The organism is Streptomyces sp. NBC_00377 (genome assembly GCF_036075115.1).
In the GTDB taxonomy this organism is placed as follows: Bacteria; Actinomycetota; Actinomycetes; order Streptomycetales; family Streptomycetaceae; genus Streptomyces.
This window is the reverse complement of record NZ_CP107958.1, coordinates 4602857-4625397: the sequence shown is the minus strand read 5'-3', so window position 1 is coordinate 4625397 and position 22541 is coordinate 4602857. Positions and strand designations below refer to the sequence as shown.

The window sequence follows — 22541 nt, the reverse complement described above, 5'->3', positions numbered from 1 at the left end:
ATCGCCATGTCTCAGCGGTGGCGCGTGAGCCGGAAACCTCGGCGCGTCATGTCTGCTCGGCGGCCGGAACGGCGCGGCTGACCGTGATCACACGGTCCCCCAGATGGAGACGGGTGAGCCGGGGGTCGGTGTAGTCCAGCAGTTCCTTGCCCCGGACGACGGCCACGACCAGGTCCGCGCAGCTGCGCGGCGCCTTTCCGACCTCCGCCTGGCTGACCGGACGCTCGATGAGGTCCAGGCCGCTGCCCAGGGTCATCAGGCTCTCCAGGGTCCTGGCCACGGTCGGGCTGACCATCGAGACGCCGAGCAGGCGCCCGGCGGAGCTGGAGCTGGTGATCACGGTGTCCGCACCGCTCTGCTTGAGCAGTGGGACGTTCTCGTCCTCCCGGGCTGCCACGACGATCGTCGCGCGCCGGTTCATCTGCCGGGCGGTGAGCGTGACCAGGGCGGCCGTCTCGTCGAGTTGCGGGGAGACGATCACCCGGGAGGCGTGCTGGACCTCGGCCTTGAGGAGTGTCTCCGAGCGGGTGGCGTCCCCGGTCACGGACACCAGTCCGTCGTCGCCGGCGGCGAGCGCGGCCTTGCGCTGGGCATCCACGATGACGATCCGGTCCTTGGCGATGCCCTGCCCGACGAGTGTCTCCACCGCGTGGCGGCCCTTCGTGCCGTATCCGACCACCACGACGTGGTTGCTGGTGCGGGCCCGCCAGCGGTGCACGCGGACCTGCTGGCGGGTGCGCTCGGTGAGCACCTCCAGGGTGGTGCCGACCAGGATGATCAGGAAGATCACACGCAGTGGTGTGATGACGAGGATGTTGATGAGTCGGGCCGAGTCGCTGACCGGGGTGATGTCGCCGTAGCCAGTGGTCGAGAGCGTGACGGTGGCGTAGTAGGCGGCGTCGAGGAGGCCGACGGAGCCGTCCGAGTTGTCGTTGTAGCCGTCATGGTCGGCATAGACGATCAGCGTGGTGAGCGCCAGCACCAGCAGGCCCATGGCGAGGCGGCGCAGCACCTGCTGGAGCGGGGGTGCACCGATGCGCATGGGCATCGTGATGGCGCGGCCCGCCTCGGCGTCGTCCCGGGCCTCGGTGCGTGAGCGGTACCAGAGGGACCTGAAGAGGGAGAGCCTCGCCGGGCGGCCCGGCTGTCGTTCGTCATCCTTCATCGTGTGCCCCCTGTGGTGGTGATCCGATCGGTGGGCACCATGGTTCCCGGCGGGTTCGCGCCCGTCGTGAAGCAACACGTGTCCATGAGTCCACGGATGTCCATGAGTCCACAGACGTCCATGATCCCGGAGGTCCCCTTGCGCGACCACACTGTCGTCGTCGGCTTCGGTACGAAGGGGCGGTCCGCGATCCGGACGGCCTGTGCGGCGGGCCTGCGCAAGGAGCAGGTCGTGGTGATCGACCCCAGTGCGAAGGCGATCGACGCGGCGAGGGCCGAGGGCTACGAGGGCGTGGTCGGCGACGCCACCCGCAGTGACGTGCTGCGGCGGGCCGAGGTGCAGCGGGCGGGGCGGATCGTCATCGCGACCCAGCGCGACGACACGGCCGTCCTGGTGGCGCTGACGGCCCGCCAGCTCAACCCCGCGGCGAAGATCGTGGCGGCGGTCCGCGAGGAGGAGAACGCGCCGCTGCTCAGGCAGTCGGGCGCCGACGAGGTCATCACCAGCGCCGGTGCGGCCGGCCGGCTCCTCGGCCTGTCCGTGCTCAGCCCGGCCGCGGGCAAGGTCATGGAGGACCTCATCCAGCAGGGTGACGGTCTCGACCTTGTCGAACGGACCGTCACCAAGGCCGAGGTGGGCCGTGGACCGCGTGAGACGGACGACCTCGTGGTGAGCGTGGTCCGGGGGCACCGGGTCCTCGCCTACGACGACCCGGCGATCGGCAGGCTGGAACCGACGGACCGGGTCGTCACGATCGTGCGGGTGGGCCCGGACCGCAGCCGGGGCGCCCTCGGGACACCCGGCATGCCCGGCGTCCCACCCCTCCCGCCGGCCTGAGGAGCGCCGTCACCCGCGCTCGCGCGGGCGGAGACCGGGGCGAGGACGCGGGAGGAGTAGCGTCGGCGGCATGCATGCGATCACGATTCCCGAACCTGGTGGTCCCGAGGCGCTGGTGTGGGACGAGGTCCCCGATCCGGTAGCCGGGGCGGGCGAGGTCCTGGTCGAGGTGGTGGCCAGCGCCGTCAACCGTGCCGACATCCTTCAGCGGCAGGGCTTCTACGACCCGCCGCCCGGCGCCTCCCCCTACCCCGGCCTCGAGTGCTCCGGCCGGATCGCCGCGGTCGGTCCGGGTGTCTCCGGCTGGGCCGTCGGCGACGAGGTGTGCGCGCTGCTCGCGGGGGGCGGATACGCCGAGAAGGTCGCCGTACCGGCCGGTCAGCTGCTGCCCGTGCCGGAGAGCGTGGATCTCCGGCGAGCTGCCGCGCTCCCCGAGGTGACCAGCACCGTCTGGTCGAACGTCTTCATGATCGCCCATCTCCGCCCCGGCGAGACGTTCCTCGTGCACGGGGGCTCCAGCGGTATCGGCACCATGGCGATCCAGCTGGCCAAGGCCGTCGGCGCCAGGGTCGCCGTGACCGCGGGCACCAAGGAGAAGCTGGAGCAGTGCGCCGCGCTGGGCGCGGACATCCTGATCAACTACCGCGAGCAGGACTTCGTCGCCGAGCTGAAGCAGGCCACGGACGGCGCCGGGGCCGATGTCATCCTCGACAACATGGGTGCGAAGTATCTGGACCGCAACGTGCAGGCACTCGCCGTCAACGGCCGCCTCGCGATCATCGGCATGCAGGGCGGGGCCAAGGCCGAACTCAACATCGGCGCGCTCCTCGCCAAGCGGGCAATGATCAGCGCGACCTCGCTGCGGGCCCGCCCTCTGGAGGAGAAAACGGCCATCGTGGCGGCTGTCCGTGAACACGTCTGGCCGTTGCTGGCCGCCGGCCTTGTACGCCCCGTCGTAGACCGCGAGTTCCCGATGAGCGAGGCCGTGGCCGCCCACCGGCACGTCGAGGCCAGTGGCCACGTCGGCAAGGTCCTGCTGGTCACGCCCGCGAGCAAGGCCTAAGGGCTGTCCCGTAATCCCTGGTGGATCAGTGCGCGGCGTCAGATGCGGTGCATCGCAAGGCGGAGGCACGTCCGCATACCGGATGTATTCGGGCGTTCCGACAACGCGGCGAGGTGCCGTAGCTGTCGTCGCGCGCCCGCCAGGGATTGCGGGACAGCCCTTAGCCGCAGCAGCGGCACCCGGGGCATGCGGAGCGGCGGGCGGTGTTTCTCGACGGCGCCGGGGCGACGGTACGGCGCCGGGTACGGCAGACAGGTGACCCGGTGCGGCGGTGTGGTCGGGGACGTTGCCGTCCCCGGTCCCGCCCGTCTCGTCCGTCGGCCGCGCCGCCCCGGGTGCGGGCAACCGGCGCCTAGGCGCGGCGCAGCCGCAGGGCGGCGAGGGCCAGGGCGATGCCGAGGCCGATGAGGACGAGACCGCTGCCCAGCGGCAGGATCTGGAGCACGGGACCGTCGGACCGCTCCCTCTGTCCGACGGCCTGCCGTGGCGCCGCCGAGGGCACGGGAGCCGTGGCCCCCGGCGATGCGGGCGCGGCGCTGTCGTCGGGGCCGTCGCCGTCGCCGTCGCCGTCCCCGGTCCCGCCCGCGTCCTCGTCCGAGGCGTCCTCGTCCCCGCTGTCCTCGCCTTCCGTGTCCTGCGCGTCCTCACCCGACTCCTCGTCGGCGCGGTCGCCCGCCCGCCCGGGCCGTTGCCGTCCTTCGCCCGCCCGGCTCCCGGCCCGGTCCGGTTCGGCGGAGGAGGAGGGCGCGGGGGTGGGGGACGCGGAGACGGCGGCGTACGGCGCGACGGCCGCGTACGACGGGACTCCCCCGTAGGACAGCACCAGTACACCCAGCACGCCCGCCCCGACTCCCACGCCGGCCCGCTTCACGCGCCACGCCTGCTGCCATGGAGTCACGTCCGTGACCCCCTCCCGGTGCCCGGTCGCCAAGAAAAGACGCAACAAGCCTCACATCCGTGATTCACCGCCGCATTCCGGACTCCGCCGAACGGAAACAGTGGATCACCTTTCCCGGGGGGCGCCCCGGTGATGAGGTGGGGGTGTGCGAGAGAATGGCGGCATGGAGATGCCGAGGAACGAAAGGTCGCCGGAGAACGCCCAGAAGATCCTGGTCGTAGGCCAGGACGGCATGGCGCTCGGTGACATCGACGCTGACGAGGACTCCCGTGAGATCCCGGTGACCGAGCAGGTCGAGCAGCCGGCGAAGGTCATGCGGATCGGCAGCATGATCAAGCAGCTGCTCGAGGAGGTGCGCGCGGCTCCTCTGGACGAGGCGAGCCGGGTCCGGCTGAAAGAGATCCACTCGAGCTCGGTCAAGGAGCTGGAGGACGGCCTGGCGCCTGAGCTGGTCGAGGAGCTGGAGCGGCTCTCCCTGCCGTTCAACGAGGACTCGACCCCGAGCGACGCGGAGCTGCGCATCGCCCAGGCCCAGCTGGTCGGCTGGCTGGAGGGCCTCTTCCATGGCATCCAGACCACCCTCTTCGCCCAGCAGATGGCGGCGCGCGCCCAGTTGGAGCAGATGAGGCGGGCGCTGCCGCCGGGGGCGAGCCTCGACGGCGCCGATGAACCGCGCGCGGGGGGCCGCTCCGGCGGGCCGTACCTCTAGGGCCGCAGGCCCGTACCCGTACTCACTTCCCTGCCCGTAGCCGTAAGAGAAGGGCCCGGCGTCCGACGCCGGGCCCTTTCGTCTCGCGTCACGGGGTCATGACGCCGGGTTGCCCGTGGAGACCTTGATCTCGATCTCGGGCATGTCCTTCGGGTCGACGTCCGTTCCGGCGGAGGGGAACTGGTCCATGACCGCCCCGTCGCCGTAGGTGTTCTCGTCCATCTTCGTGATCTTGTACTGCCAGCCGGCGGCCTGGAAGCACTCCTTGACCGAGTCGATGTACTTGAACTTGAAGTTCGGCACCCGGATCTTGTCGGGGTCGTTGTACGACTCCTGCGGCTCGGAGCACTCCGTCGACTCGATCGTCTTGGCGGTGTCGGGCCCGCGGTAGTCCGCCGCTTTCGACGCCGACGGCGAGGAGCTGGTGGTACCGCCCTTGGCGTCGTCGCCGTTGCCGTCGTTCAGGGAGAGGCTGGCGATGAGGCCGCCGACCACCGTCACGGCGACCACGGCCGAGCCGATGAGCACCGCCTTGCTGTTCCTGCGGCCCCCGCCGCCCGAGGACACCGAGGTGGACGGCTGAGGGCTGAGGTTGTACGCGGGCGGCGTGTGCGGGGCCTGCTGGTGGCCGTAGGCCGGAGCGGGCGTCTGGTAGCCGCCCTGGCTCGGGTAGCCGTAGGAGGGGGACGGCGTCGGGGTGCCGTAGGGGTTCGGGGTCGGGGCGGGCTGGTACGGCGTCTGGACGCCGGGCTGAGGTGCCGGGGTGCCCTGGCCGACCGGCGGGAACACCGCGGAACCGACGCCCGCGCCGCTCGACGTCTGCGCTCCCGGGACGATGCTCGGCGGGGCCGGCTGGAAGGAGGCGGCGACGCGCAGGCACTCGTCCCGCATGGCGACGGCGGTCGGGAACCGCTCGTTCGGGTTCTTCTTCAGCGCGCGGGCGACCAGCGCGTCGACGGCCGGCGGCAGCGCCCGGTTGATCGAGGAAGGAGCCACCGGCTCCTCCTGCACGTGCGCGTACGCGATCGCAAGCGGTGAATCCGCCTCGAACGGCAACCGTCCGGTGACCAGTTGGAACAGCATGATGCCGACCGAGTACAGGTCGGACCGGGCGTCCACCGCACGCCCCAGGGCCTGTTCGGGCGAGAGGTACTGCGGGGTGCCGACGACCATGCCGGTCTGCGTCATCGAGGTGACACCGGATTGCATCGCGCGCGCGATGCCGAAGTCCATCACCTTGACCACGCCACGCTTGGTCATCATCACGTTGCCGGGCTTGATGTCGCGGTGGACGAGCCCCATCTCGTGACTGATCTCCAGCGCGGCCAGCACGTCCGCGGTGATCTTCAGCGCCTTGTCGGCGGGCATGGCGCCCTGCCGGCGCACGTCCTCGTCGAGCACGGAGCCGAGGGGGCGTCCCTCGATGTACTCCATGACGATGTACGGGGTCGTCAATCCCCCGACGTCGTCCTCGCCGGTGTCGAAGACGGAGACGATGTTGGTGTGCGTGAGCTTGGCCACGGCCTGGGCCTCGCGGCGGAAGCGCTCGCGGAAGGCCTGCTCGCGGCCGAGTTCGGTGTGCAGTGTCTTCACCGCGACCTGACGGTCGAGCACGGCGTCGTAGGCGAGGTGCACCGAGGCCATACCGCCCTCGCCGAGCAAGTCGCGCAGCTGATAGCGGCCGGCGAGCGCCCGCCCCGCGTACCGGCCCTGCGCGCCGTCCTGGCTCATCTTCTGCGTCCCCCGTAGGCCCTCAGGCGCCGTTGACTGTCGTTGATCGATAGTGCTATTCGGGCCAAGTCTGCCGCAGGGCACCGACACGTCAAGCTCGGTGCCCGTTCCGTGACCCTACGAGAAAGAAGCGTCGCGCAAGCGTTACAGGTGCCGTACGGCCGGTACACGGAATTTGCACGTCGGTACGGAGTGCAGGTTTGATGACCGGCCGGTCCAGGACCGGCACCCGGGCCCGTCCCGGGCGGTGTTCCGGGGATCGTCCCGGGCCGGAGGCTTGCGCGGAGGCTGTAGCGTGGCCGACGGAGACCGTGACAACACCGCGCGCACCGCGGGCAGAAACGACGGCGAGGACTGATGGCACAGCAGCGCGCTCAGGGCCCGTCCGACCCCGAGGCGACTGGCGGCGGTATGTCAGATGCGCCGGAGAACTGGGGCAACGGCGGACTGGTCGGGGACGGCCGATACCGGCTGACCCGCAGACTCGGCCGAGGTGGCATGGCCGAGGTGTTCGCCGCCGAGGACGTACGCCTCGGACGCACCGTCGCGGTCAAGCTGCTGCGCGCCGACCTGGCCGAGGACCCGGTGTCCAAGGCCCGCTTCACGCGCGAGGCACAGTCTGTGGCCGGCCTCAACCACCATGCCATCGTCGCCGTGTACGACTCCGGCGAGGACTTCGTGGGCGGCCAGAGCGTGCCGTACATCGTGATGGAGATCGTCGAGGGGCGCACGATCCGCGACCTGCTCCTCAACGCCGAGGCGCCGGGCCCCGAGCAGGCCCTGATCATCACCTCGGGTGTGCTGGAGGCGCTCGCCTACTCGCACCAGCACGGCATCGTGCACCGCGACATCAAGCCGGCGAACGTGATCATCACACACAACGGCGCCGTCAAGGTGATGGACTTCGGCATCGCGCGCGCCCTGCACGGCGCGTCCACGACGATGACGCAGACCGGCATGGTCATGGGCACCCCGCAGTACCTCTCCCCGGAGCAGGCGCTCGGCAAGGCCGTCGACCACCGCTCCGACCTGTACGCGACGGGCTGTCTGCTGTACGAACTCCTCGCCCTGCGGCCCCCCTTCACCGGTGAGACGCCGCTGTCCGTTGTCTACCAGCACGTGCAGGACATTCCGGTGCCGCCGTCGCAGACCTCCGAGGGGGAGTGCCCTCCGGAACTCGACGGTCTCGTCATGCGGTCCCTGGCCAAGGACCCCGACGACCGGTTCCAGACGGCCGAGGAGATGCGCGGGCTCGTCCAGTACGGACTCCAGATGCTGTACGACCAGGGCGGCCACACCGGCACCTGGAACACCGGCCCGGTCGGTGCGACCGACGGCCGCGGCACGTCCGCGGGCGGTTTCGCGAGTACGACCGTGCTGCCGCACGGCGCCGACGGCGGCTCCAGCACCTCGCAGATCCCGCAGCCGATCCTTCCCACCGGTTACGGCGGCGGTGACGACGGCGGCTTCGAGGGGCACGGCAACAGGGGCAGCGGTCGCGGCAAGCTGTGGATCCTCGCCGTCTTCGCGGTGATCGCCATCGCCGCGGGCGTCGCACTGGCGCTGAACGGCAAGGGCAAGGGCAGCGGAGACGCGGACACCTCGCCGTCGCCGTCCACCTCGCAGTCCGCTTCGGACGGCGCGGCGAGCGCGACGCCGAGCGACGAGCCGTCCGACACGGCCTCGGACAACAACTCGGACGACAGCTCCGGTTCGAACACGGATTCGAACTGGTCGCCCTCGTACACGCCCTCGTCCAAGCCGTCGTACTCCTCCTCCCCGTCGGCCAGCAGTGAGCCGAGCGAGGAGGAGACGGATCCCCAGCCGTCGAACGAGCCGAGCGCCCCGGAGTCGTCCGACCCGGGGACGGACGGCGGAACCGGCGAGACGGGCGGCACCACGAGCGGTGCGGACCAGGGCGGTACCACGCTCGGCAGCCTCGGCTGACCGCACGTCTCGATCCGCCTCACGCGCGCGTGGGCCCCTCGCCGGGCTCCACGCGCGCTTGTGCGTTCCGGGGCGGTCGGGGTCACTCCGCGAACGCGTCGCACACCGCGTCGTACTCCCGGGTCCACCAGACCGCGAGGGCCGAGGCCGCCGGGAACTGTGAGTCCGCGCGGGTGTCGCCCCGTTCGTAGTGCCAGCGCAGCATCCAGAAGTCGTTCAGGCGCTCCCACCAGACGCGGTGCACGGCCGCCGCGAGTTCGGAGGGCGTGGCCCCGGCCGCGCGCCGGTACGCGCGTGCGTACTTCCTCGCCTTCGGCAGGTCGAGGGTGCCGTCGGGACGGACGAAGAAGATCGCGGCGGCGCGCACGGCCTCCTCGGCGCGGGGCTGCACGCCCAGCCGGTCCCAGTCGACGATGGCGGCCGGGGCGTCCCCGCGGTAGAGCAGGTTGAAGGGGTGGAAGTCCCCGTGCACCCAGCCGGCCGGGCCGCTGTGCGGGGGACGCCGGTCCGCGTGCCGTTCCAGCAGGGTGCGCCGCTCCAGGAGGCGGTGGCGGGCGAGCTCGTCGAAGGAGTCGGCGGGGCGGTCTCGGCGCACGCGCGCGAGCAGGTCGTCGATGAGGACGAAGGTGTCGGCGGGGTCGGGGCTCGTGACGGGCGCGGCCGTCACGCCGGGGGCAGCGGTCCCGCCGGGCGGGACGCACCCGGCACCGGTGGCGCGCTCGCCGGACGTGGCGTGCTCGGCAGAGGGCGCAGGCCCCTTGAGGGCCTGACCACGGGCGCGCTGTTCGGGGAGACCCGTGGTTGCAGGGCGGGCGAGGCGCTCGGACCGCTCGGACGCGGTGTTGCGGCGCTCCGGTTCGCGAGCCGGTGGCGCACCGTCCCCGCGCCCTGCGCCGCCCCCACGGCTCGGGCCGATGCCCTCACGGCCTGGGATGTCGCCGCGCCCTCGGCTGTCCCTGCGCCCCGCGTCGTGGGCGCGCTCCTGGGGAACGCGCTCCCCGCGCGCGGGGGACGGCCGGTCCGTGCGCCCGGGAGGCGGCCGCTCGCCCTGCGCCCGCATCACCTGTTCCAGGCTGGCGTGCACCACCCCCAGCAAGGCTCCGAGGCGGCCGCACTGGCCGGGGGTGAGCTGGGCGCCGTGGCGGTGGCGGCCGTCGATCCAGGGGTGCAGGGCGTAGGCGTGCCCGCCGACGACAGCGACCGTGCGTCCGTCGTGGCAGGACAGCGGCGGGGCGACCGGGACGCCGAGCGCGGCCAGACGCTCGGTGGCCCGGTGCTGGCGGGCGATGGAGACGGGGTCGGCCGTTTCCGGGTCGAAATGATGTTTGAGGAAGTAGCGGCCGCGAGTGGTGCGCAGCCGGTAGCCGCGGTTCAGCAGCCCTTCGTCGACGGGCTCGCAGGCGAGCGCGGTGCCGGCGGCGTACCGGCGGAGCAGGGCGCCCAGAGGGGGCGCGTGGAGCATGGAGGGGGGTACACAGGAGCGCGGCACGCCCCGATGTTAGGGCACGAGCCTAGGCTGTGAGCTGGGCATTGTCACAGACAGTCACCAAAGATCAACAGGTGTCACACGCGGTCGCTTCAGGTCGCGCCCGGTGTATGTACGGTCACCGACCCCGGGGGCGGGCGGCTCCGTCGACCGTCTCGAAATCGCCCTCGACCGACGGCGTCGCACTGATTCCGCGCCGCACCTTCTGGTGGTCGGCGAGTGGAAAAACAATGACTTTTCCACCTTCGGGTGTGTACCCGGTCTCACAAACGGAGTCTTCCCGTGGACTGGGTGGCCGGGATAACGTGCCGTTGCTCCGGCCTCCTGCAAGGCTGTGACCAGGCTCTCTCCCGACTTTGCCGATTTACTTGGAAATCCAAGCAAAAACGCAGGTCAGGAGGGGTTTCACAGAAATGTGAAGCACTGGGTAACGTGATGACCGCAGGGCGCTCGCCGGGGCACCTGTCACACCTGTTCCGACCGAGTGGCACCCACCCCGTGCACGAGTGTCGGAAATGGTGAGCCGCACTGGTATCCCGGCAACCCCGGGGGCCGGACCGACGGAGGAGCACACGTGACCGTGGAGAGCACTGCCGCGCGCAAGCCGCGACGCAGCGCCGGAAGCAAGGCCGGCACCACCGGCGCCGAGCGCACCACCCGCACCACCGCCAGGAAGGCCGCCGAGCCCGAACTCGTGCAGCTGCTGACGCCGGAGGGCAAGCGGGTCAAGAACGCGAAGAACGCCGAGTACGCCAAGTACGTCGCCGGTGTCACCCCCGAGGAGCTCCGCGGCCTCTACCGCGACATGGTGCTCACCCGCCGCTTCGACGCCGAGGCCACCGCCCTGCAACGTCAGGGCGAGCTGGGTCTGTGGGCCTCGCTGCTCGGCCAGGAGGCCGCCCAGATCGGCTCCGGCCGGGCGCTGCGCGACGACGACTACGTCTTCCCGACCTACCGGGAGCACGGCGTCGCCTGGTGCCGCGGGGTCGACCCGACCAACCTGCTCGGCATGTTCCGGGGCGTGAACAACGGAGGCTGGGACCCCAACGGCAACAACTTCCACCTCTACACGATCGTCATCGGCTCCCAGACGCTGCACGCCACGGGCTACGCGATGGGAGTCGCCAAGGACGGCGCGGACAGCGCGGTGATCGCCTACTTCGGCGACGGCGCCAGCAGCCAGGGCGATGTGGCGGAGTCCTTCACCTTCTCGGCGGTCTACAACGCGCCGGTGGTGTTCTTCTGCCAGAACAACCAGTGGGCGATCTCCGAGCCCACCGAGAAGCAGACCCGGGTGCCCCTCTACCAGCGGGCACAGGGCTACGGCTTCCCGGGCGTCCGCGTCGACGGCAACGACGTCCTGGCCTGCCTCGCGGTCACCCGGTGGGCGCTGGACCGGGCCCGCGACGGCGCCGGACCCACGCTCGTCGAGGCGTACACGTACCGCATGGGCGCCCACACCACCTCCGACGACCCGACGAAGTACCGGGCCGACGAGGAGCGCGAGGCATGGGAGGCCAAGGACCCGATCCTGCGCCTTCGCCGCTACCTCGAGGCCTCAAACCACACGGACGAGGGATTCTTCGCGGAACTCGAGGCCGAGAGCGAGGCGTTGGGCAGGCGAGTGCGCGAAGCGGTCCGCGCCATGCCGGACCCGGACCGATTCGCCATCTTCGAGAACGTGTACGCGGACGGACACGCCCTCGTCGATGAGGAGCGGGCCCAGTTCGCCGCCTACCAGGCATCGTTCGCGACGGAATCTGACAGCGGCTTCGCCGCGGGTTCGGGGGGAAACTGACATGGCGGAGAGTGTGACGTCCAAGAACCTGGCCCTGGCCAAGGCGATCAACGAGTCGCTGCGCCGCGCCCTGGAAGCGGACCCCAAGGTCCTGATCATGGGTGAGGACGTCGGCAAGCTCGGCGGCGTCTTCCGGGTGACGGACGGCCTGCAGAAGGACTTCGGCGAGAGCCGCGTCATCGACACCCCGCTCGCCGAGTCCGGCATCGTGGGCACCGCCATCGGACTGGCCCTGCGCGGCTACCGTCCGGTGGTGGAGATCCAGTTCGACGGCTTCGTGTTCCCGGCCTACGACCAGATCGTCACCCAGCTCGCGAAGATGCACGCGCGCTCGCTCGGCAAGGTCAAACTGCCGGTCGTCGTCCGCATTCCCTACGGCGGCGGCATCGGCGCGGTCGAGCACCACTCCGAGTCGCCGGAAGCCCTCTTCGCGCACGTGTCGGGCCTGAAGATCGTCTCCCCGTCCAACGCGTCCGACGCGTACTGGATGATGCAGCAGGCCATCCAGAGCGACGACCCGGTGATCTTCTTCGAGCCGAAGCGGCGCTACTGGGACAAGGGCGAGGTCAACACCGAGGCGATCCCCGGCCCCCTGCACCGGGCCCAGGTGGTCCGCGAGGGCACGGACCTGACTCTCGTCGCCTACGGCCCGATGGTGAAGCTCTGCCAGGAGGTCGCCGCCGCGGCCGCCGAGGAGGGCAAGAACCTGGAGGTCCTGGATCTGCGGTCGGTGTCGCCGCTGGACTTCGACTCGATCCAGGCGTCGGTGGAGAAGACCCGCCGCCTGGTCGTCGTCCACGAGGCGCCGGTGTTCTTCGGCTCGGGCGCGGAGATCGCCGCCCGGATCACCGAACGCTGCTTCTACCACCTGGAGGCCCCGGTGCTCAGGGTCGGCGGCTACCACGCCCCGTACCCGCCGGCGCGCCTGGAGGAGGAGTACCTGCCTGGCCTGGACCGGGTGCTCGACGCCGTCGACCGTGCCCTGGCGTACTGAGGAGAGGGTCGTGACGACGATGACGGAAGCGTCCGTACGCGAGTTCAAGATGCCCGACGTGGGCGAGGGGCTCACCGAGGCCGAGATCCTCAAGTGGTACGTCCAGCCCGGTGACACCGTGACGGACGGCCAGGTGGTGTGCGAGGTCGAGACGGCCAAGGCCGCCGTCGAACTGCCCATCCCCTACGACGGGGTGGTCCGCGCGCTGCACTTCCCCGAGGGCACCACGGTCGACGTGGGGATGTCGATCATCGCGGTGGATGTGGCGGGCGGAGCCGGGGGCGCCCCGGTGGCCGAGGTGCCGGCGCAGGCGGGCGCGCAGGCGCCGGCCGCCCAGGAGCCGAGGCCGGAGCCGGTCGCGGCAGCATCCACGGCCGCAGCGTCCACCGCCGCTGCACCGGTCGCCGAAGAACCGAAGGCCGAGGCGGCGAAGTCCGTGGGCTCGGGCCGGCAGCCGGTCCTCGTGGGGTACGGCGTGGCCGCCTCCTCCACCAAGCGCCGTCCGCGCAAGGGCCCGCAGATCGCGGTCCCCCAGGTTCCGGACACGGTCCAGGCGGAGCTGAACGGACACGGCGGCGCGCCCGCCGTGAAGGAACGGCCGCTGGCCAAGCCGCCCGTGCGCAAGCTGGCCAAAGACCTCGGGGTCGATCTCGCCACGGTGGTCCCGTCCGGTCCGGACGGCATCATCACCCGCGAGGACGTCCACGCGGCGGTGAGCCCGGCGGCTCCGGCCGCACCCGCCGTCCAGCCGGCGGCGCCCATGGCGCCGGTCCCGGTCACGGCCCCCGCGCCCGGCTTCGTGCCGTCGTACGACACGACCCGGGAGACCCGTGTCCCGGTCAAGGGTGTCCGCAAGGCGACCGCGGCGGCGATGGTCGGCTCGGCGTTCACCGCGCCGCACGTCACGGAGTTCGTGACGATCGACGTGACGCGCACGCTGAAGCTGGTCGAGGAGCTCAAGCAGGACAAGGACATGCAGGGCCTGCGGGTCAATCCGCTCCTGCTGATCGCCAAGGCCCTGCTGATCGCCGTCAAGCGCCACCCGGAGATCAACGCCTCCTGGGACGAGGCGGCACAGGAGATCGTGGTCAAGCACTACGTCAACCTGGGCATCGCGGCCGCGACTCCCCGGGGACTGCTGGTCCCCAACATCAAGGACGCCCACGCCAAGACGCTGCCGCAGCTGGCGGAGTCCCTGGGCGAGCTGGTCTCGACGGCACGGGAGGGCCGGACGTCCCCGGCCGCCATGCAGGGCGGCACGGTGACCATCACCAATGTCGGCGTCTTCGGTGTCGACACCGGCACGCCGATCCTCAACCCCGGCGAGTCCGCGATCCTCGCGATCGGCGCGATCAAGCTCCAGCCGTGGGTCCACAAGGGCAAGGTGAAGCCACGTCAGGTGACCACACTGGCACTGAGCTTCGACCACCGGCTCGTGGACGGGGAGCTGGGTTCCAAGGTGCTGGCTGATGTGGCGGCGATCCTGGAGCAGCCGAAGAAGCTGATCACCTGGGGCTAGCCGAAGGAAGGGCCGCGCCCCGAAAGGCGCGGCCCCGCTCCAGCCGGCTGCCGGACGCACGGCCCTATCCAAGGGCGCGTGACGCCGGACGCCGGTGCGTGAGCCGGGCCAGGCGGCGGGAGGTCGCCCCGGGTGCCTTGGCATGACGCCGGGTCTGGTGGCGGGTGGCACCCGCCACGGTTGGCGTGAGGCCGGAACCGTGATGCCGGACGCCTGGCCCCCGCCACGGCTGGCGTGATGCCGGAACGCCTGGCTCCGGGCACGGTTGGCGTGATGCCGGAACGCCGTATGCCGGAGCTATGACGCCGGGCCCCGGGCGCGGTTGGTGTGATGCCGGAACGCCGTATGCCGGAGCCATGAACGTCGGGCCCCGGACACGGTTGGCGTGACGCCGTGACGCCGTGACGCCGTGACGCCGTGACGCCGGAACGCCGGACGCCGGGCCCCGGCCTACGCCGGGCCCCGGCCTACGCCGGGCCCCGGCCTACGCCGGGCCCCGGACTACGCCGGCCCCGGACTACGCCGGCCCCGGACTACGCCGGTACGTGGACCGTTTCCACTCGGCTGGCCACCAGTCGCTCCCGCTCACGCCGGGCCGCCCGTCGGCGCAGCCGCAGGATCTGGCTGACGCCGAGGGCCTGGAGGACGAAGACGCAGGAGAAGGCGATCGTGTAGTCGTCGCCCGTCGCGTCCAGCAGCACGCCGATCGCGAAGAGCGTCGTCATCGACGCCACGAAACCGCCCATGTTGGTGATGCCGGAGGCCGTGCCCTGACGCTCGGGCGGGTTGGCCGGGCGGGCGAAGTCGAAGCCGAGCATGGAGGCGGGGCCGCACGCCCCCAGAACCGCGCAGAGCGCCACGAGCAGCCACATCGGCGCCCGGTCACCGGGGTAGAGCAGCGTGGCCGCCCACATCAGGGCCGTCGCGCCGACCGTGGCCAGGGCCAGCGGCAGCCGCGCCGCGTGGTGGCGGGCGACGACCTGGCCGTAGACCAGGCCTACGACCATGTTGGACAGCACCACCAGGGTCAGCAGTTCGCCGGCCGTCGCCCGTGACAGGCCCTGTGCCTCCACGAGGAACGGCAGGCCCCACAGGAGCAGGAACACCATCGCCGGGAACTGGGTGGTGAAGTGCACCCACAGACCGAGACGGGTGCCGGGCTCGCGCCAGGACGCGGCGATCTGGCGGCGGACGTAGGCCGCGCCCCGGTGCGGGAACGGCTCGGGTTCGTGCCCCTCGGGGTGGTCCTTCAGGAAGAGCAGCAGCAGGACCAGCACGACCACTCCCGCCAGCGCGCTGCCTGCGAAGGCCGCGGTCCAGCCGACGCCGTGCAGGAGGCGGGCCAGGACAAGGGTCGAGACCAGGTTGCCCGCCATCCCCGCCAGGCCGGCCAGTTGGGCGACCATCGGTCCGCGGCGCGCCGGGAACCACCTGGTCCCCAGCCGCAGCACGCTGATGAACGTCATCGCGTCCCCGCAGCCGAGCAGCGCGCGGGAGGCGAGGGCCGTGCCGTAGGAGGGGGAGAAGGCGAAGCCGAGCTGTCCTGCCGTGAACAGCACGACGCCGATGGTCAGCACCTTCTTCGTGCCGAGCCGGTCGACCAGCAGGCCCACCGGTATCTGCATGCCCGCGTAGACCAGGAGCTGGAGGATGGAGAAGGTGGACAGGGCCGAGGCGTTCACCTGGAAGCGGTCGGCGGCGTCCAGGCCGGCCACTCCGAGGGAGGTGCGGAAGATGACCGCGACGAAGTAGACCGAGACTCCGATCCCCCAGACGGCCATCGCGCGCCGTCCGCCCGGCGGATCACCCGGAAGGGTGGAGTTCACGCGGCGGGACGCGGTGCTCATCGGACCTCCCCGCGGGCCAGGTGCGAGAACCAGCCGACGTGCCGGTGCACGATCTCGACGGCGGCCTCGGCGTCGCCGGAGCGCAGTGCCTGGAGGATCTCCTCGTGCTCGCCCAGCGTCTTGGCGATCCGGTCGGGGTGGGAGTGCATCACGGCGACGCCCATCCGCAACTGGCGGTCACGGAGCTGGTCGTAGAGCCTCGACAGGATCGCGTTGCCGCCGCTGCGGACGATCTCCGCGTGGAAGCAGCGGTCTGTCACGGCGGCCGCTGCCAGGTCGCCCGCGGCCGCCTGTTCCTTCTGCTTCGCGAGCAGTTCCTCCAGGCGCTCGATCAGTCCGGCCGGGGCGGGCACCGCCTTGCGCGCCGCGTGTTCCTCCACCAGGAGGCGGGTCTCCACCACGTCCGCTATCTCCTGTGCGGAGACCGGCAGGACCAGCGCGCCCTTCTTCGGGTAGAGCTTGATCAGCCCCTCCACCTCCAGGCGCAGCAGGGCTTCCCGCACCGGTGTGCGCGAGACGCCCACGGCGTCGGCGAGCTCGCCCTCGGTGAGGAGGGTGCCGCCCTCGTAACGGCGGTCCAGTACGCCCTGCTTGACGTGGGCGTACACGCGGTCGGCGGCGGGCGGCTGTCTCACGGGAACGGGAGCGGGCGGGGCGGAGGACGGCATGCCCACAGGATAGATACAACACGTACGCATCGGGGGGCCGTTCCAGTATGCGGACCTGATGTGACGGGGCCGGGCGGGGCCGGTTCGGCGGTCCGGGTATGAGTCAGGCCAAGTAATCGGAAATTCTGCCCGGCAGACGCACAACTTTGTGTGCTACTTACGTGTCACACATGTGCGGCCCATTTTTCCCCCCTTCAACTTGGCCGCATCGCAGGGGCATTCGACGTAATCGGGGTATTTCAGTTGATAACCGCCATCAAGGGCATTCGAGTCCGCAGGGCCACCGCCGTTGCCGTCACCGCCGGCGCAGTGCTCGCGACCGGAGCCCTCACCGCGGCACCCGCGCAGGCAGTCACGACGCCCACGATCGCCGCCAAGACCGGCTACGTGATGAACAACGCGAACGGTGCGGCGCTCTACAACAAGGGCATGGACACCAAGCTGTCCACCGGCTCCACCACCAAGATCATGACGGCGAACGTCGTGCTGTCGCAGACGAACCTGAACCTGGACACCAAGGTCACCATTCAGAAGGCGTACAGCGACTACATCGTCGCGAACAGCGCCTCGTCCGCCCGGCTCATCGTCGGCGACAAGGTGACCGTGCGTCAGCTGCTCTACGGGCTGATGCTGCCGTCCGGTTGCGATGCCGCGTACGCCCTGGCCGACAAGTTCGGCACGGGCACGACGCGGGCCGCGCGCGTGAAGAGTTTCATCGCCAAGATGAACAGCAAGGCGAAGACGCTCGGCATGACGCGGACGCACTTCGACTCGTTCGACGGCATCGGCAACGGGTCGAACTACTCGACCGCCAAGGACCTGACGAAGCTCGCCAGCAACTCGCTGAAGAGCGCGAACTTCCGTGCGATCGTCAAGACCAAGTCCTACACGGCCAAGACGATCACCAAGACCGGCTCCACCCGCACCATGGGAGCCTGGATCAACACCAACACGCTGCTGAGCAGCTACAGCGGCGCGATCGGCGTGAAGACGGGCTCCGGCCCTGAGGCGAAGTACTGCCTCGTCTTCGCCGCCACCCGTAACGGCAAGACCGTCGTGGGCACGGTGCTGGCCTCCACCAACGCGACGGTGCGCGCCGCCGACGCGACGAAGCTGCTGAACTACGGCTTCGCCCGGCTGGGCTGACACCCGCTCGACCGCCAGGTCCATGGAGCGGGCCCGTCGTGATCGTCACGGCGGGCCCGCTCCGTCGTGTGGAGCGCCCGGTCCAGAGGCGCGCCCGTCCGGACGACCGTCTCCGCCCGGAGCGACCGTTTCTGCGGAATGAGCGCCCCGCCGGTGAGACCCGGCCGGAGCTCCCTCCGCTCCGGGACAGCCCTCGCTCGACCGCCCCTGCTTCGGGACAGCCCCCGCTGATCGCCCCCGCTTCGGGACAGCCCTCGCTCGACCGCCCCTGCTTCGTAGGAGCCGTCGCTTCGTGACCGTTCCTACTTCGTGACCGCGAAGTTCCGCAGGATCGCCGCCGTCAGCTCCGGCTCTCCCTCCGCCTTCACCCGGTCGGAGACCGCCTCCGCCGTGACCCGGCCGCAGGCCAGCCGGACGAAGGTCTCCCAGTCGAGGGTGAAGGCGGCGGCCGGGCCGAGCGCGGGCGCCGTCTCCAGGGTGCCGCGGCCCTGGATGTCGACGCGGATGGTGCGCAGGAACTCGATCGGCCCGTGCACGTCGAACACGACCGCCGAACTGCGCGGGGCGTCGGCCTTCTCGGCGACGACCGCCGGGAGCTCGGCGAGCAGCGCGTCGCGGGCGATGTGCGCGCCGGGGGAGTCGAGGTTGCCGGGGCGGCCGAGCGCGGTACGCAGGTCCTGCTCGTGCACCCACACGTTGAACGCGTGCCTGTGCATGGACTCCTCGAGCGTGAGCTCGGTACCGAGCGGGCCGCGCACCACCGTGCCAGGCTGGCGCGACTCGTTGCGCAGCTGACGGTTGCGGCGGATGACCGTGTACTCCAGCTCGGACGTCATCTCCGGGGCCGTGTGGTGGCGGCGGACGTCGACCTGCATCTCCATGTAGCGCTGGATGTCGTTGGTGACGTGGAACAGGTCGCGCGGGAGGGTGTGGATGGGACGCGGATCCCCGTACATCTCGCAGTCCAGCCCGATGACGTGCGACACGATGTCGCGGACCGACCAGCCCGGGCACGGCGTCCGGCGGTTCCAGTCCGCCTCCACCAGCGGCTGCACCAGCTCGGATATCGCTTCGATGGAGTGGGTCCAGGCGTCGGCGTAGGGCTGGAGGGTGGGATGCAGACTCACGGAAACGGGACCCCTCGGCGGTCGGTACTCGGGTGGGTTGTGGCGGCGATGCCAGCGGGAGGTGGCAGGGTGTCGGCGGGTGTCTCGGGTGGTCCCCCGGCTCCCGGCTGCGCTCGAGGTCGGGGGGATCCCCAAGTTACGCTGCTGGGAGGCACCCCGGCAGTGCTTTCGTGTGACGATCGTAGGCCCGTGTGGACGACTCGAATGCCAGGACGGTGGTAGTGTGCGCGCCTCCCTCATCCAGATCGCTGTAGAAGAGGGCGAATCGGTCGAAGCGCGGCGGCTGCGGGTCGCCGGGTTGGTAAGAGAACAGGCGGGTGCCGCCGACCTCGTGGTGCTGCCGGAACTGTGGACGACCGGCGCGTTCGCCTATGAGGACTTCGGCAGCGGGGCAGAGCCCCTGGAAGGGCCGACGTACGAGGCGATGGCCAAGGCCGCGAGCGACGCGGGCGTCTGGCTGCACGCGGGTTCGATCCCGGAGCGGGCGCCTTCCCCCAGCGGCTCCGCCACGGGTGAGGGTCCTCTCGGCCCCCTCTACAACACGTCTCTCGTCTTCTCCCCCTCCGGTGAGCCGGCGGCCGCCTACCGCAAGATCCACCGCTTCGGCTTCGACAAGGGCGAGGCCGTACTGATGGGCGCGGGCGACGAACTGGTGACGGTCCGCCTCCCGGAGACGACCGTGGGCCTCGCCACCTGCTACGACCTCCGTTTCCCCGAACTCTTCCGCGGTCTTGTCGACGCCGGCGCCGAGACCCTGGTGATCCCCGCGGGCTGGCCGGAGCGCCGCCGGGCGCACTGGACGCTGCTGGCCCGAGCGCGGGCGGTCGAGAACCAGGCGTTCGTGCTCGCCTGTGGAACGGCCGGGACGCACGCCGGAGTTCCGCAGGCGGGTCACTCGATCGTGGTCGATCCCTGGGGCGAGGTGCTGGCGGAGGCGGGTCCCGGCGAGGAGGTCCTGACGGTCGACTTCGATCCGTCCAGGGTCGCCGCGACCCGGGAGCAGTTCCCGGCCCTGAAGGACCGGGTGCTCGGGTTGCCCGCCCCCGGACGCCGGACCTAGTCCTCCCGCTCCTTGTCGGCGAGGTGGATCACGCAGACCGCCACCGCGATGAGCAGCGCCGGGTCCGCGTCCTCCCGTACGACGTCGACTCCGTAGGTCTCGCGCAGGTGCAGCCACCGCCGGGAGACGACGGCCAGCAGTTCGCCGTCGTACTCGACCGCGAACTCCCGGTCGAGGATCTTGCCGCTGACGTCGAGTTCGGTGCGGCCGTCCGACAGGGCCACCCGGTAGTGGTTGCGCAGCAGCGACAGGCGCTTGCGCCGGATCGTGGCCAGCGGCTCGCCGTCCCGCTCGATCACCATCGTGTCCCGCAGGGCGAACATCTTCTGGTGAATGTCGATCAGGACCCGCCCCCGGGTGTCCTTCAGCTCGAAGGTGTCCCGCAGTCGCATCGCCTTGCCGTCGACGAGGTACACCTTGTTGCCGTGGTCGTCCTCGATCCAGTAGTCGTCACCGATGCCGAGGAGTCGGTCGCGCACGAGGAATCTCATGCCGTTACGGCTTCCCCGGCGGCCGGTCCGAAACGCCGCCGGTAGGCCGATGGGCCGAGTCCGGCCAGGTGTCCCACCCATGTGCGCGGACTCGTCGCGGAGCCCGGACCACGGCTCGCGGCCACCACGTCCGGCCGCCGCTCACCCCGCTCGATCAGCAGGCGGGCAGGCCCGAACGGGCCCGGTCGAAGGCCGGGAAGGTCCGGTCGGCCCCAAGGGGGGGGTGGGGCCGACCGGATGTACTCGGTGCTTGCCGGACCGGGCGCCTGACCACGAATCGGGGTCAGGGCCGCGGTCAGGCGCCGTAGCCGTCGTTGTAGCCGTCGCCGCGTCGGTGCCGCTCCGTCTCGACGACCGTGGTCGAGGCCGGAGGCACCATCACCCGGCGGCGCCGGGCGATGCTGCTGAACGTCGTCACGCCGATCAGACCGACGATCATCAGGATGACGCCGACCAGGTCGAGGTTGACGCCCTGCATGTCCCAGTCGGTCGCGAACGTGAGGATGGCTCCCACGGCGATGAGGATGATGCACCCGCCGAGGCCCATGATGTCGCCTCCTGTCCGGTGTACCGGCCGTTCCGGCTCACCACGATCCGGGTACCCAGAGGTCCGACTACCATGCGCGGCCGCCGACTTGCTAGCCCTCCAGGAACGCCACCAGCGCGTTGGCCAGCAGGTACGGGTCGGCGTCACCGCACAACTCCCGGGCACTGTGCATCGACAGGATGGCCACGCCGATGTCGACCGTGCGGATGCCGTGCCGGGCCGCGGTGATCGGGCCGATGGTCGTGCCGCACGGCATGGAGTTGTTGGAGACGAAGTTCTGGAACGGCACGCCCGCCTTCTCGCAGGCGGCGGCGAAGATCGCCCGGCCTGAACCGTCCGTCGCGTAGCGGTTGTTGACGTTGACCTTGAGGATCGGGCCGCCGTTGACCCTTGGATGGTGCGTGGGGTCGTGCCGCTCCGCGTAGTTGGGGTGGACGGCGTGACCGGTGTCGGAGGACAGACAGACGGTCCCCGCGAAGGCTCTCGCCCGGTCCTCGTACGACCCACCGCGCGCGAACACCGAACGCTCCAGCACGTTGCCCAGCAGCGGGCCGTCCGCGCCGGTGTCCGACTGCGAGCCGTTCTCCTCGTGGTCGAACGCTGCCAGCACCGGGATGTACGGCAGGCTCTCGCCGCCGGTCGCCACGGCCGTCAGCGCCGCCGTGCCGGCGTGCACGGACAGCAGGTTGTCCATCCGGGGGCCGGCCACCAGCTCCTCGTCACGGCCCAGATAGGCGGGCGGTTCCACGGAGTGCGCCATCAGATCCCAGCCGGTGACCTGGCCCGCGGTCAGCCCGGCCTCCTGCTCCAGGAAGGCGATGAGGTCGCCGTCGCGCACATCGCCCCCCAGACCCCAGACCGGCTGGAGATGGCGCTGCTTGTCGAGCTTGAGTCCGTCGGTGTTGACCGCCCGGTCCAGATGGATGGCGAGCTGGGGGACGCGCAGCAGCGGGCGGCCGACGTCGACCAGGCGCGTGGAGCCGTCCCGCAGGGTCAGCCGGCCCGCCAGGCCCAGGTCGCGGTCGAGCCAGGAGTTGAGCAGCGGACCGCCGTAGATCTCCACGGCCACCTGGCGCCAGCCGTGCGCCCCGGAGTCGGGCTGCGGCTTGACGCGCAGGTTCGGGGAGTCGGTGTGCGCACCGATGATCCGGAACGGTGTGTGCGGCGCGGCGCCCTCCGGGACATACCAGGCCACGATCGCTCCCCCGCGCAGCACGTATCGGCCACCGGTCCCCGCGGCGGAGGCCGCCGATGCCTCGGCGTCCCAGGCGTCCGTCTCCGAGACCTGCCGGAACCCGGCCTTCTCCAGGCGTTCGGCCGCGTTCGCCACGGCGTGGTACGGCGACGGGCTCGCCGTCAGGAACGTCATGAGGTCGTCGGTGTGGCCGCGGTCGAAGCGGGAGGGTGCGCTCATGGGTTCACCTTAACGACGTACGAGAGCCCGCTCCCTGTGATGGGGAGCGGGCCCTCGTGAGGACAATGTGGAGTGCTGCGCGGTTGTGCGGATG

Annotated in this window: 18 protein-coding genes and 1 pseudogene; 9 read left to right on the top strand and 10 right to left on the bottom strand. The window is 71.0% G+C overall.

The window, feature by feature from the left end; translation table 11 throughout:
- Positions 1 to 46: 46 nt before the first annotated feature.
- Positions 47 to 1165 (bottom strand): potassium channel family protein, encoded by a 1119-nt coding sequence (locus OHS71_RS20750; RefSeq protein WP_328480872.1) that lies wholly within the window; start codon positions 1163 to 1165, stop codon positions 47 to 49.
- Positions 1166 to 1303: 138 nt separating this feature from the next.
- Here OHS71_RS20750 and OHS71_RS20745 point away from each other — a divergent pair.
- Positions 1304 to 2002: pseudogene (locus OHS71_RS20745) on the top strand (potassium channel family protein); the annotation flags it as partial.
- Positions 2003 to 2072: 70 nt separating this feature from the next.
- Positions 2073 to 3065, top strand: coding sequence for an NAD(P)H-quinone oxidoreductase (locus OHS71_RS20740; protein WP_328480871.1), 993 nt, complete (start codon positions 2073 to 2075; stop codon positions 3063 to 3065).
- A gap of 352 nt (positions 3066 to 3417) precedes the next feature.
- Here the strand turns inward: OHS71_RS20740 and OHS71_RS20735 are convergent, their stop codons facing one another.
- On the bottom strand, positions 3418 to 3963 hold the full coding sequence (locus OHS71_RS20735; protein ID WP_328480870.1) for a hypothetical protein: 546 nt from the start codon (positions 3961 to 3963) through the stop codon (positions 3418 to 3420).
- 163 nt (positions 3964 to 4126) lie between these two features.
- Here OHS71_RS20735 and OHS71_RS20730 point away from each other — a divergent pair, with 163 nt between their 5' ends.
- Positions 4127 to 4672 carry a bacterial proteasome activator family protein gene (locus tag OHS71_RS20730; protein WP_328480869.1) on the top strand — a complete coding sequence of 182 codons (546 nt, stop codon included), beginning with the start codon at positions 4127 to 4129 and terminating at the stop codon, positions 4670 to 4672.
- 96 nt (positions 4673 to 4768) lie between these two features.
- Here OHS71_RS20730 and OHS71_RS20725 read toward each other — a convergent pair whose 3' ends face one another.
- Positions 4769 to 6403: a Stk1 family PASTA domain-containing Ser/Thr kinase gene (locus OHS71_RS20725; protein WP_328480868.1), complete on the bottom strand. Its 1635-nt coding sequence runs from the start codon at positions 6401 to 6403 to the stop codon at positions 4769 to 4771.
- Positions 6404 to 6757: 354 nt separating this feature from the next.
- Between OHS71_RS20725 and OHS71_RS20720 the strand changes: the two genes are divergently transcribed.
- A complete protein-coding gene (locus OHS71_RS20720; protein WP_328484580.1) occupies positions 6758 to 8350 on the top strand; it encodes a protein kinase domain-containing protein in 1593 nt (530 codons plus the stop codon).
- 82 nt (positions 8351 to 8432) lie between these two features.
- On the opposite strand, the gene OHS71_RS20715 is transcribed toward OHS71_RS20720, so the two are convergent.
- The gene (locus tag OHS71_RS20715; RefSeq protein ID WP_328480867.1) at positions 8433 to 9812 is read right to left on the bottom strand and encodes a phosphotransferase; all 1380 of its coding nucleotides are present in this window, start codon (positions 9810 to 9812) and stop codon (positions 8433 to 8435) included.
- Positions 9813 to 10410: 598 nt separating this feature from the next.
- On the opposite strand from OHS71_RS20715, the gene pdhA reads away from it, so the two are divergent.
- The 3 genes from pdhA to OHS71_RS20700 are packed head-to-tail and all read left to right on the top strand — an operon-like array spanning position 10411 to position 14147.
- Positions 10411 to 11634: a pyruvate dehydrogenase (acetyl-transferring) E1 component subunit alpha gene (gene pdhA, locus OHS71_RS20710; RefSeq protein ID WP_328480866.1), complete on the top strand. Its 1224-nt coding sequence runs from the start codon at positions 10411 to 10413 to the stop codon at positions 11632 to 11634.
- A gap of 1 nt (position 11635) precedes the next feature.
- Positions 11636 to 12628: an alpha-ketoacid dehydrogenase subunit beta gene (locus OHS71_RS20705; RefSeq protein WP_328480865.1), complete on the top strand. Its 993-nt coding sequence runs from the start codon at positions 11636 to 11638 to the stop codon at positions 12626 to 12628.
- Between the two features lie 10 nt (positions 12629 to 12638).
- On the top strand, positions 12639 to 14147 hold the full coding sequence (locus tag OHS71_RS20700; protein WP_328480864.1) for a dihydrolipoamide acetyltransferase family protein: 1509 nt from the start codon (positions 12639 to 12641) through the stop codon (positions 14145 to 14147).
- A gap of 533 nt (positions 14148 to 14680) precedes the next feature.
- Here OHS71_RS20700 and OHS71_RS20695 read toward each other — a convergent pair.
- Both OHS71_RS20695 and OHS71_RS20690 read right to left on the bottom strand, forming a co-directional pair.
- Complete coding sequence (locus tag OHS71_RS20695) at positions 14681 to 15928, bottom strand: MFS transporter (RefSeq protein WP_398150450.1); 1248 nt, start codon at positions 15926 to 15928, stop codon at positions 14681 to 14683.
- 62 nt (positions 15929 to 15990) lie between these two features.
- Positions 15991 to 16662: a GntR family transcriptional regulator gene (locus OHS71_RS20690; protein ID WP_328480862.1), complete on the bottom strand. Its 672-nt coding sequence runs from the start codon at positions 16660 to 16662 to the stop codon at positions 15991 to 15993.
- Positions 16663 to 16905: 243 nt separating this feature from the next.
- Between OHS71_RS20690 and OHS71_RS20685 the strand changes: the two genes are divergently transcribed.
- Complete coding sequence (locus OHS71_RS20685) at positions 16906 to 17808, top strand: D-alanyl-D-alanine carboxypeptidase family protein (RefSeq protein WP_328480861.1); 903 nt, start codon at positions 16906 to 16908, stop codon at positions 17806 to 17808.
- A gap of 302 nt (positions 17809 to 18110) precedes the next feature.
- Here the strand turns inward: OHS71_RS20685 and OHS71_RS20680 are convergent, their stop codons facing one another.
- The gene (locus OHS71_RS20680) at positions 18111 to 18935 is read right to left on the bottom strand and encodes a maleylpyruvate isomerase family mycothiol-dependent enzyme (protein WP_328480860.1); all 825 of its coding nucleotides are present in this window, start codon (positions 18933 to 18935) and stop codon (positions 18111 to 18113) included.
- A 223-nt stretch (positions 18936 to 19158) separates the two neighbouring features.
- Here OHS71_RS20680 and OHS71_RS20675 point away from each other — a divergent pair, with 223 nt between their 5' ends.
- The gene (locus tag OHS71_RS20675; RefSeq protein WP_328480859.1) at positions 19159 to 19995 is read left to right on the top strand and encodes a carbon-nitrogen family hydrolase; all 837 of its coding nucleotides are present in this window, start codon (positions 19159 to 19161) and stop codon (positions 19993 to 19995) included.
- Here OHS71_RS20675 and OHS71_RS20670 read toward each other — a convergent pair.
- The 3 genes from OHS71_RS20670 to OHS71_RS20660 all read right to left on the bottom strand — a co-directional run bounded on the left by OHS71_RS20670 (position 19992) and on the right by OHS71_RS20660 (position 22447).
- A complete protein-coding gene (locus OHS71_RS20670; protein ID WP_328480858.1) occupies positions 19992 to 20486 on the bottom strand; it encodes an LURP-one-related/scramblase family protein in 495 nt (164 codons plus the stop codon). The two genes, OHS71_RS20675 and OHS71_RS20670, sit on opposite strands and share 4 nt — an antisense overlap.
- 295 nt (positions 20487 to 20781) lie before the next feature.
- Entirely contained in the window at positions 20782 to 21033 is a 252-nt protein-coding gene (locus tag OHS71_RS20665) for a DUF6458 family protein (protein WP_328480857.1), read from the bottom strand.
- Positions 21034 to 21124: 91 nt separating this feature from the next.
- Positions 21125 to 22447: a M18 family aminopeptidase gene (locus tag OHS71_RS20660; protein ID WP_328480856.1), complete on the bottom strand. Its 1323-nt coding sequence runs from the start codon at positions 22445 to 22447 to the stop codon at positions 21125 to 21127.
- Between the last annotated feature and the right edge of the window lie 94 nt (positions 22448 to 22541).

What these genes read in the sequence shown, in the direction of transcription:
- OHS71_RS20730 (WP_328480869.1), top strand. Translation starts at nt 4,127, where the DNA reads ATGGAGATGCCGAGGAACGAAAGGTCGCCGGAGAACGCCCAGAAGATC.
- OHS71_RS20665 (WP_328480857.1), bottom strand. Translation starts at nt 21,033, where the DNA reads ATGGGCCTCGGCGGGTGCATCATCCTCATCGCCGTGGGAGCCATCCTC.
- OHS71_RS20705 (WP_328480865.1), top strand. Translation starts at nt 11,636, where the DNA reads ATGGCGGAGAGTGTGACGTCCAAGAACCTGGCCCTGGCCAAGGCGATC.
- OHS71_RS20750 (WP_328480872.1), bottom strand. Translation starts at nt 1,165, where the DNA reads ATGAAGGATGACGAACGACAGCCGGGCCGCCCGGCGAGGCTCTCCCTC.
- OHS71_RS20715 (WP_328480867.1), bottom strand. Translation starts at nt 9,812, where the DNA reads ATGCTCCACGCGCCCCCTCTGGGCGCCCTGCTCCGCCGGTACGCCGCC.
- OHS71_RS20695 (WP_398150450.1), bottom strand. Translation starts at nt 15,928, where the DNA reads ATGGCCGTCTGGGGGATCGGAGTCTCGGTCTACTTCGTCGCGGTCATC.
- OHS71_RS20725 (WP_328480868.1), bottom strand. Translation starts at nt 6,403, where the DNA reads ATGAGCCAGGACGGCGCGCAGGGCCGGTACGCGGGGCGGGCGCTCGCC.
- OHS71_RS20670 (WP_328480858.1), bottom strand. Translation starts at nt 20,486, where the DNA reads ATGAGATTCCTCGTGCGCGACCGACTCCTCGGCATCGGTGACGACTAC.
- OHS71_RS20690 (WP_328480862.1), bottom strand. Translation starts at nt 16,662, where the DNA reads ATGCCGTCCTCCGCCCCGCCCGCTCCCGTTCCCGTGAGACAGCCGCCC.
- OHS71_RS20740 (WP_328480871.1), top strand. Translation starts at nt 2,073, where the DNA reads ATGCATGCGATCACGATTCCCGAACCTGGTGGTCCCGAGGCGCTGGTG.
- OHS71_RS20660 (WP_328480856.1), bottom strand. Translation starts at nt 22,447, where the DNA reads ATGAGCGCACCCTCCCGCTTCGACCGCGGCCACACCGACGACCTCATG.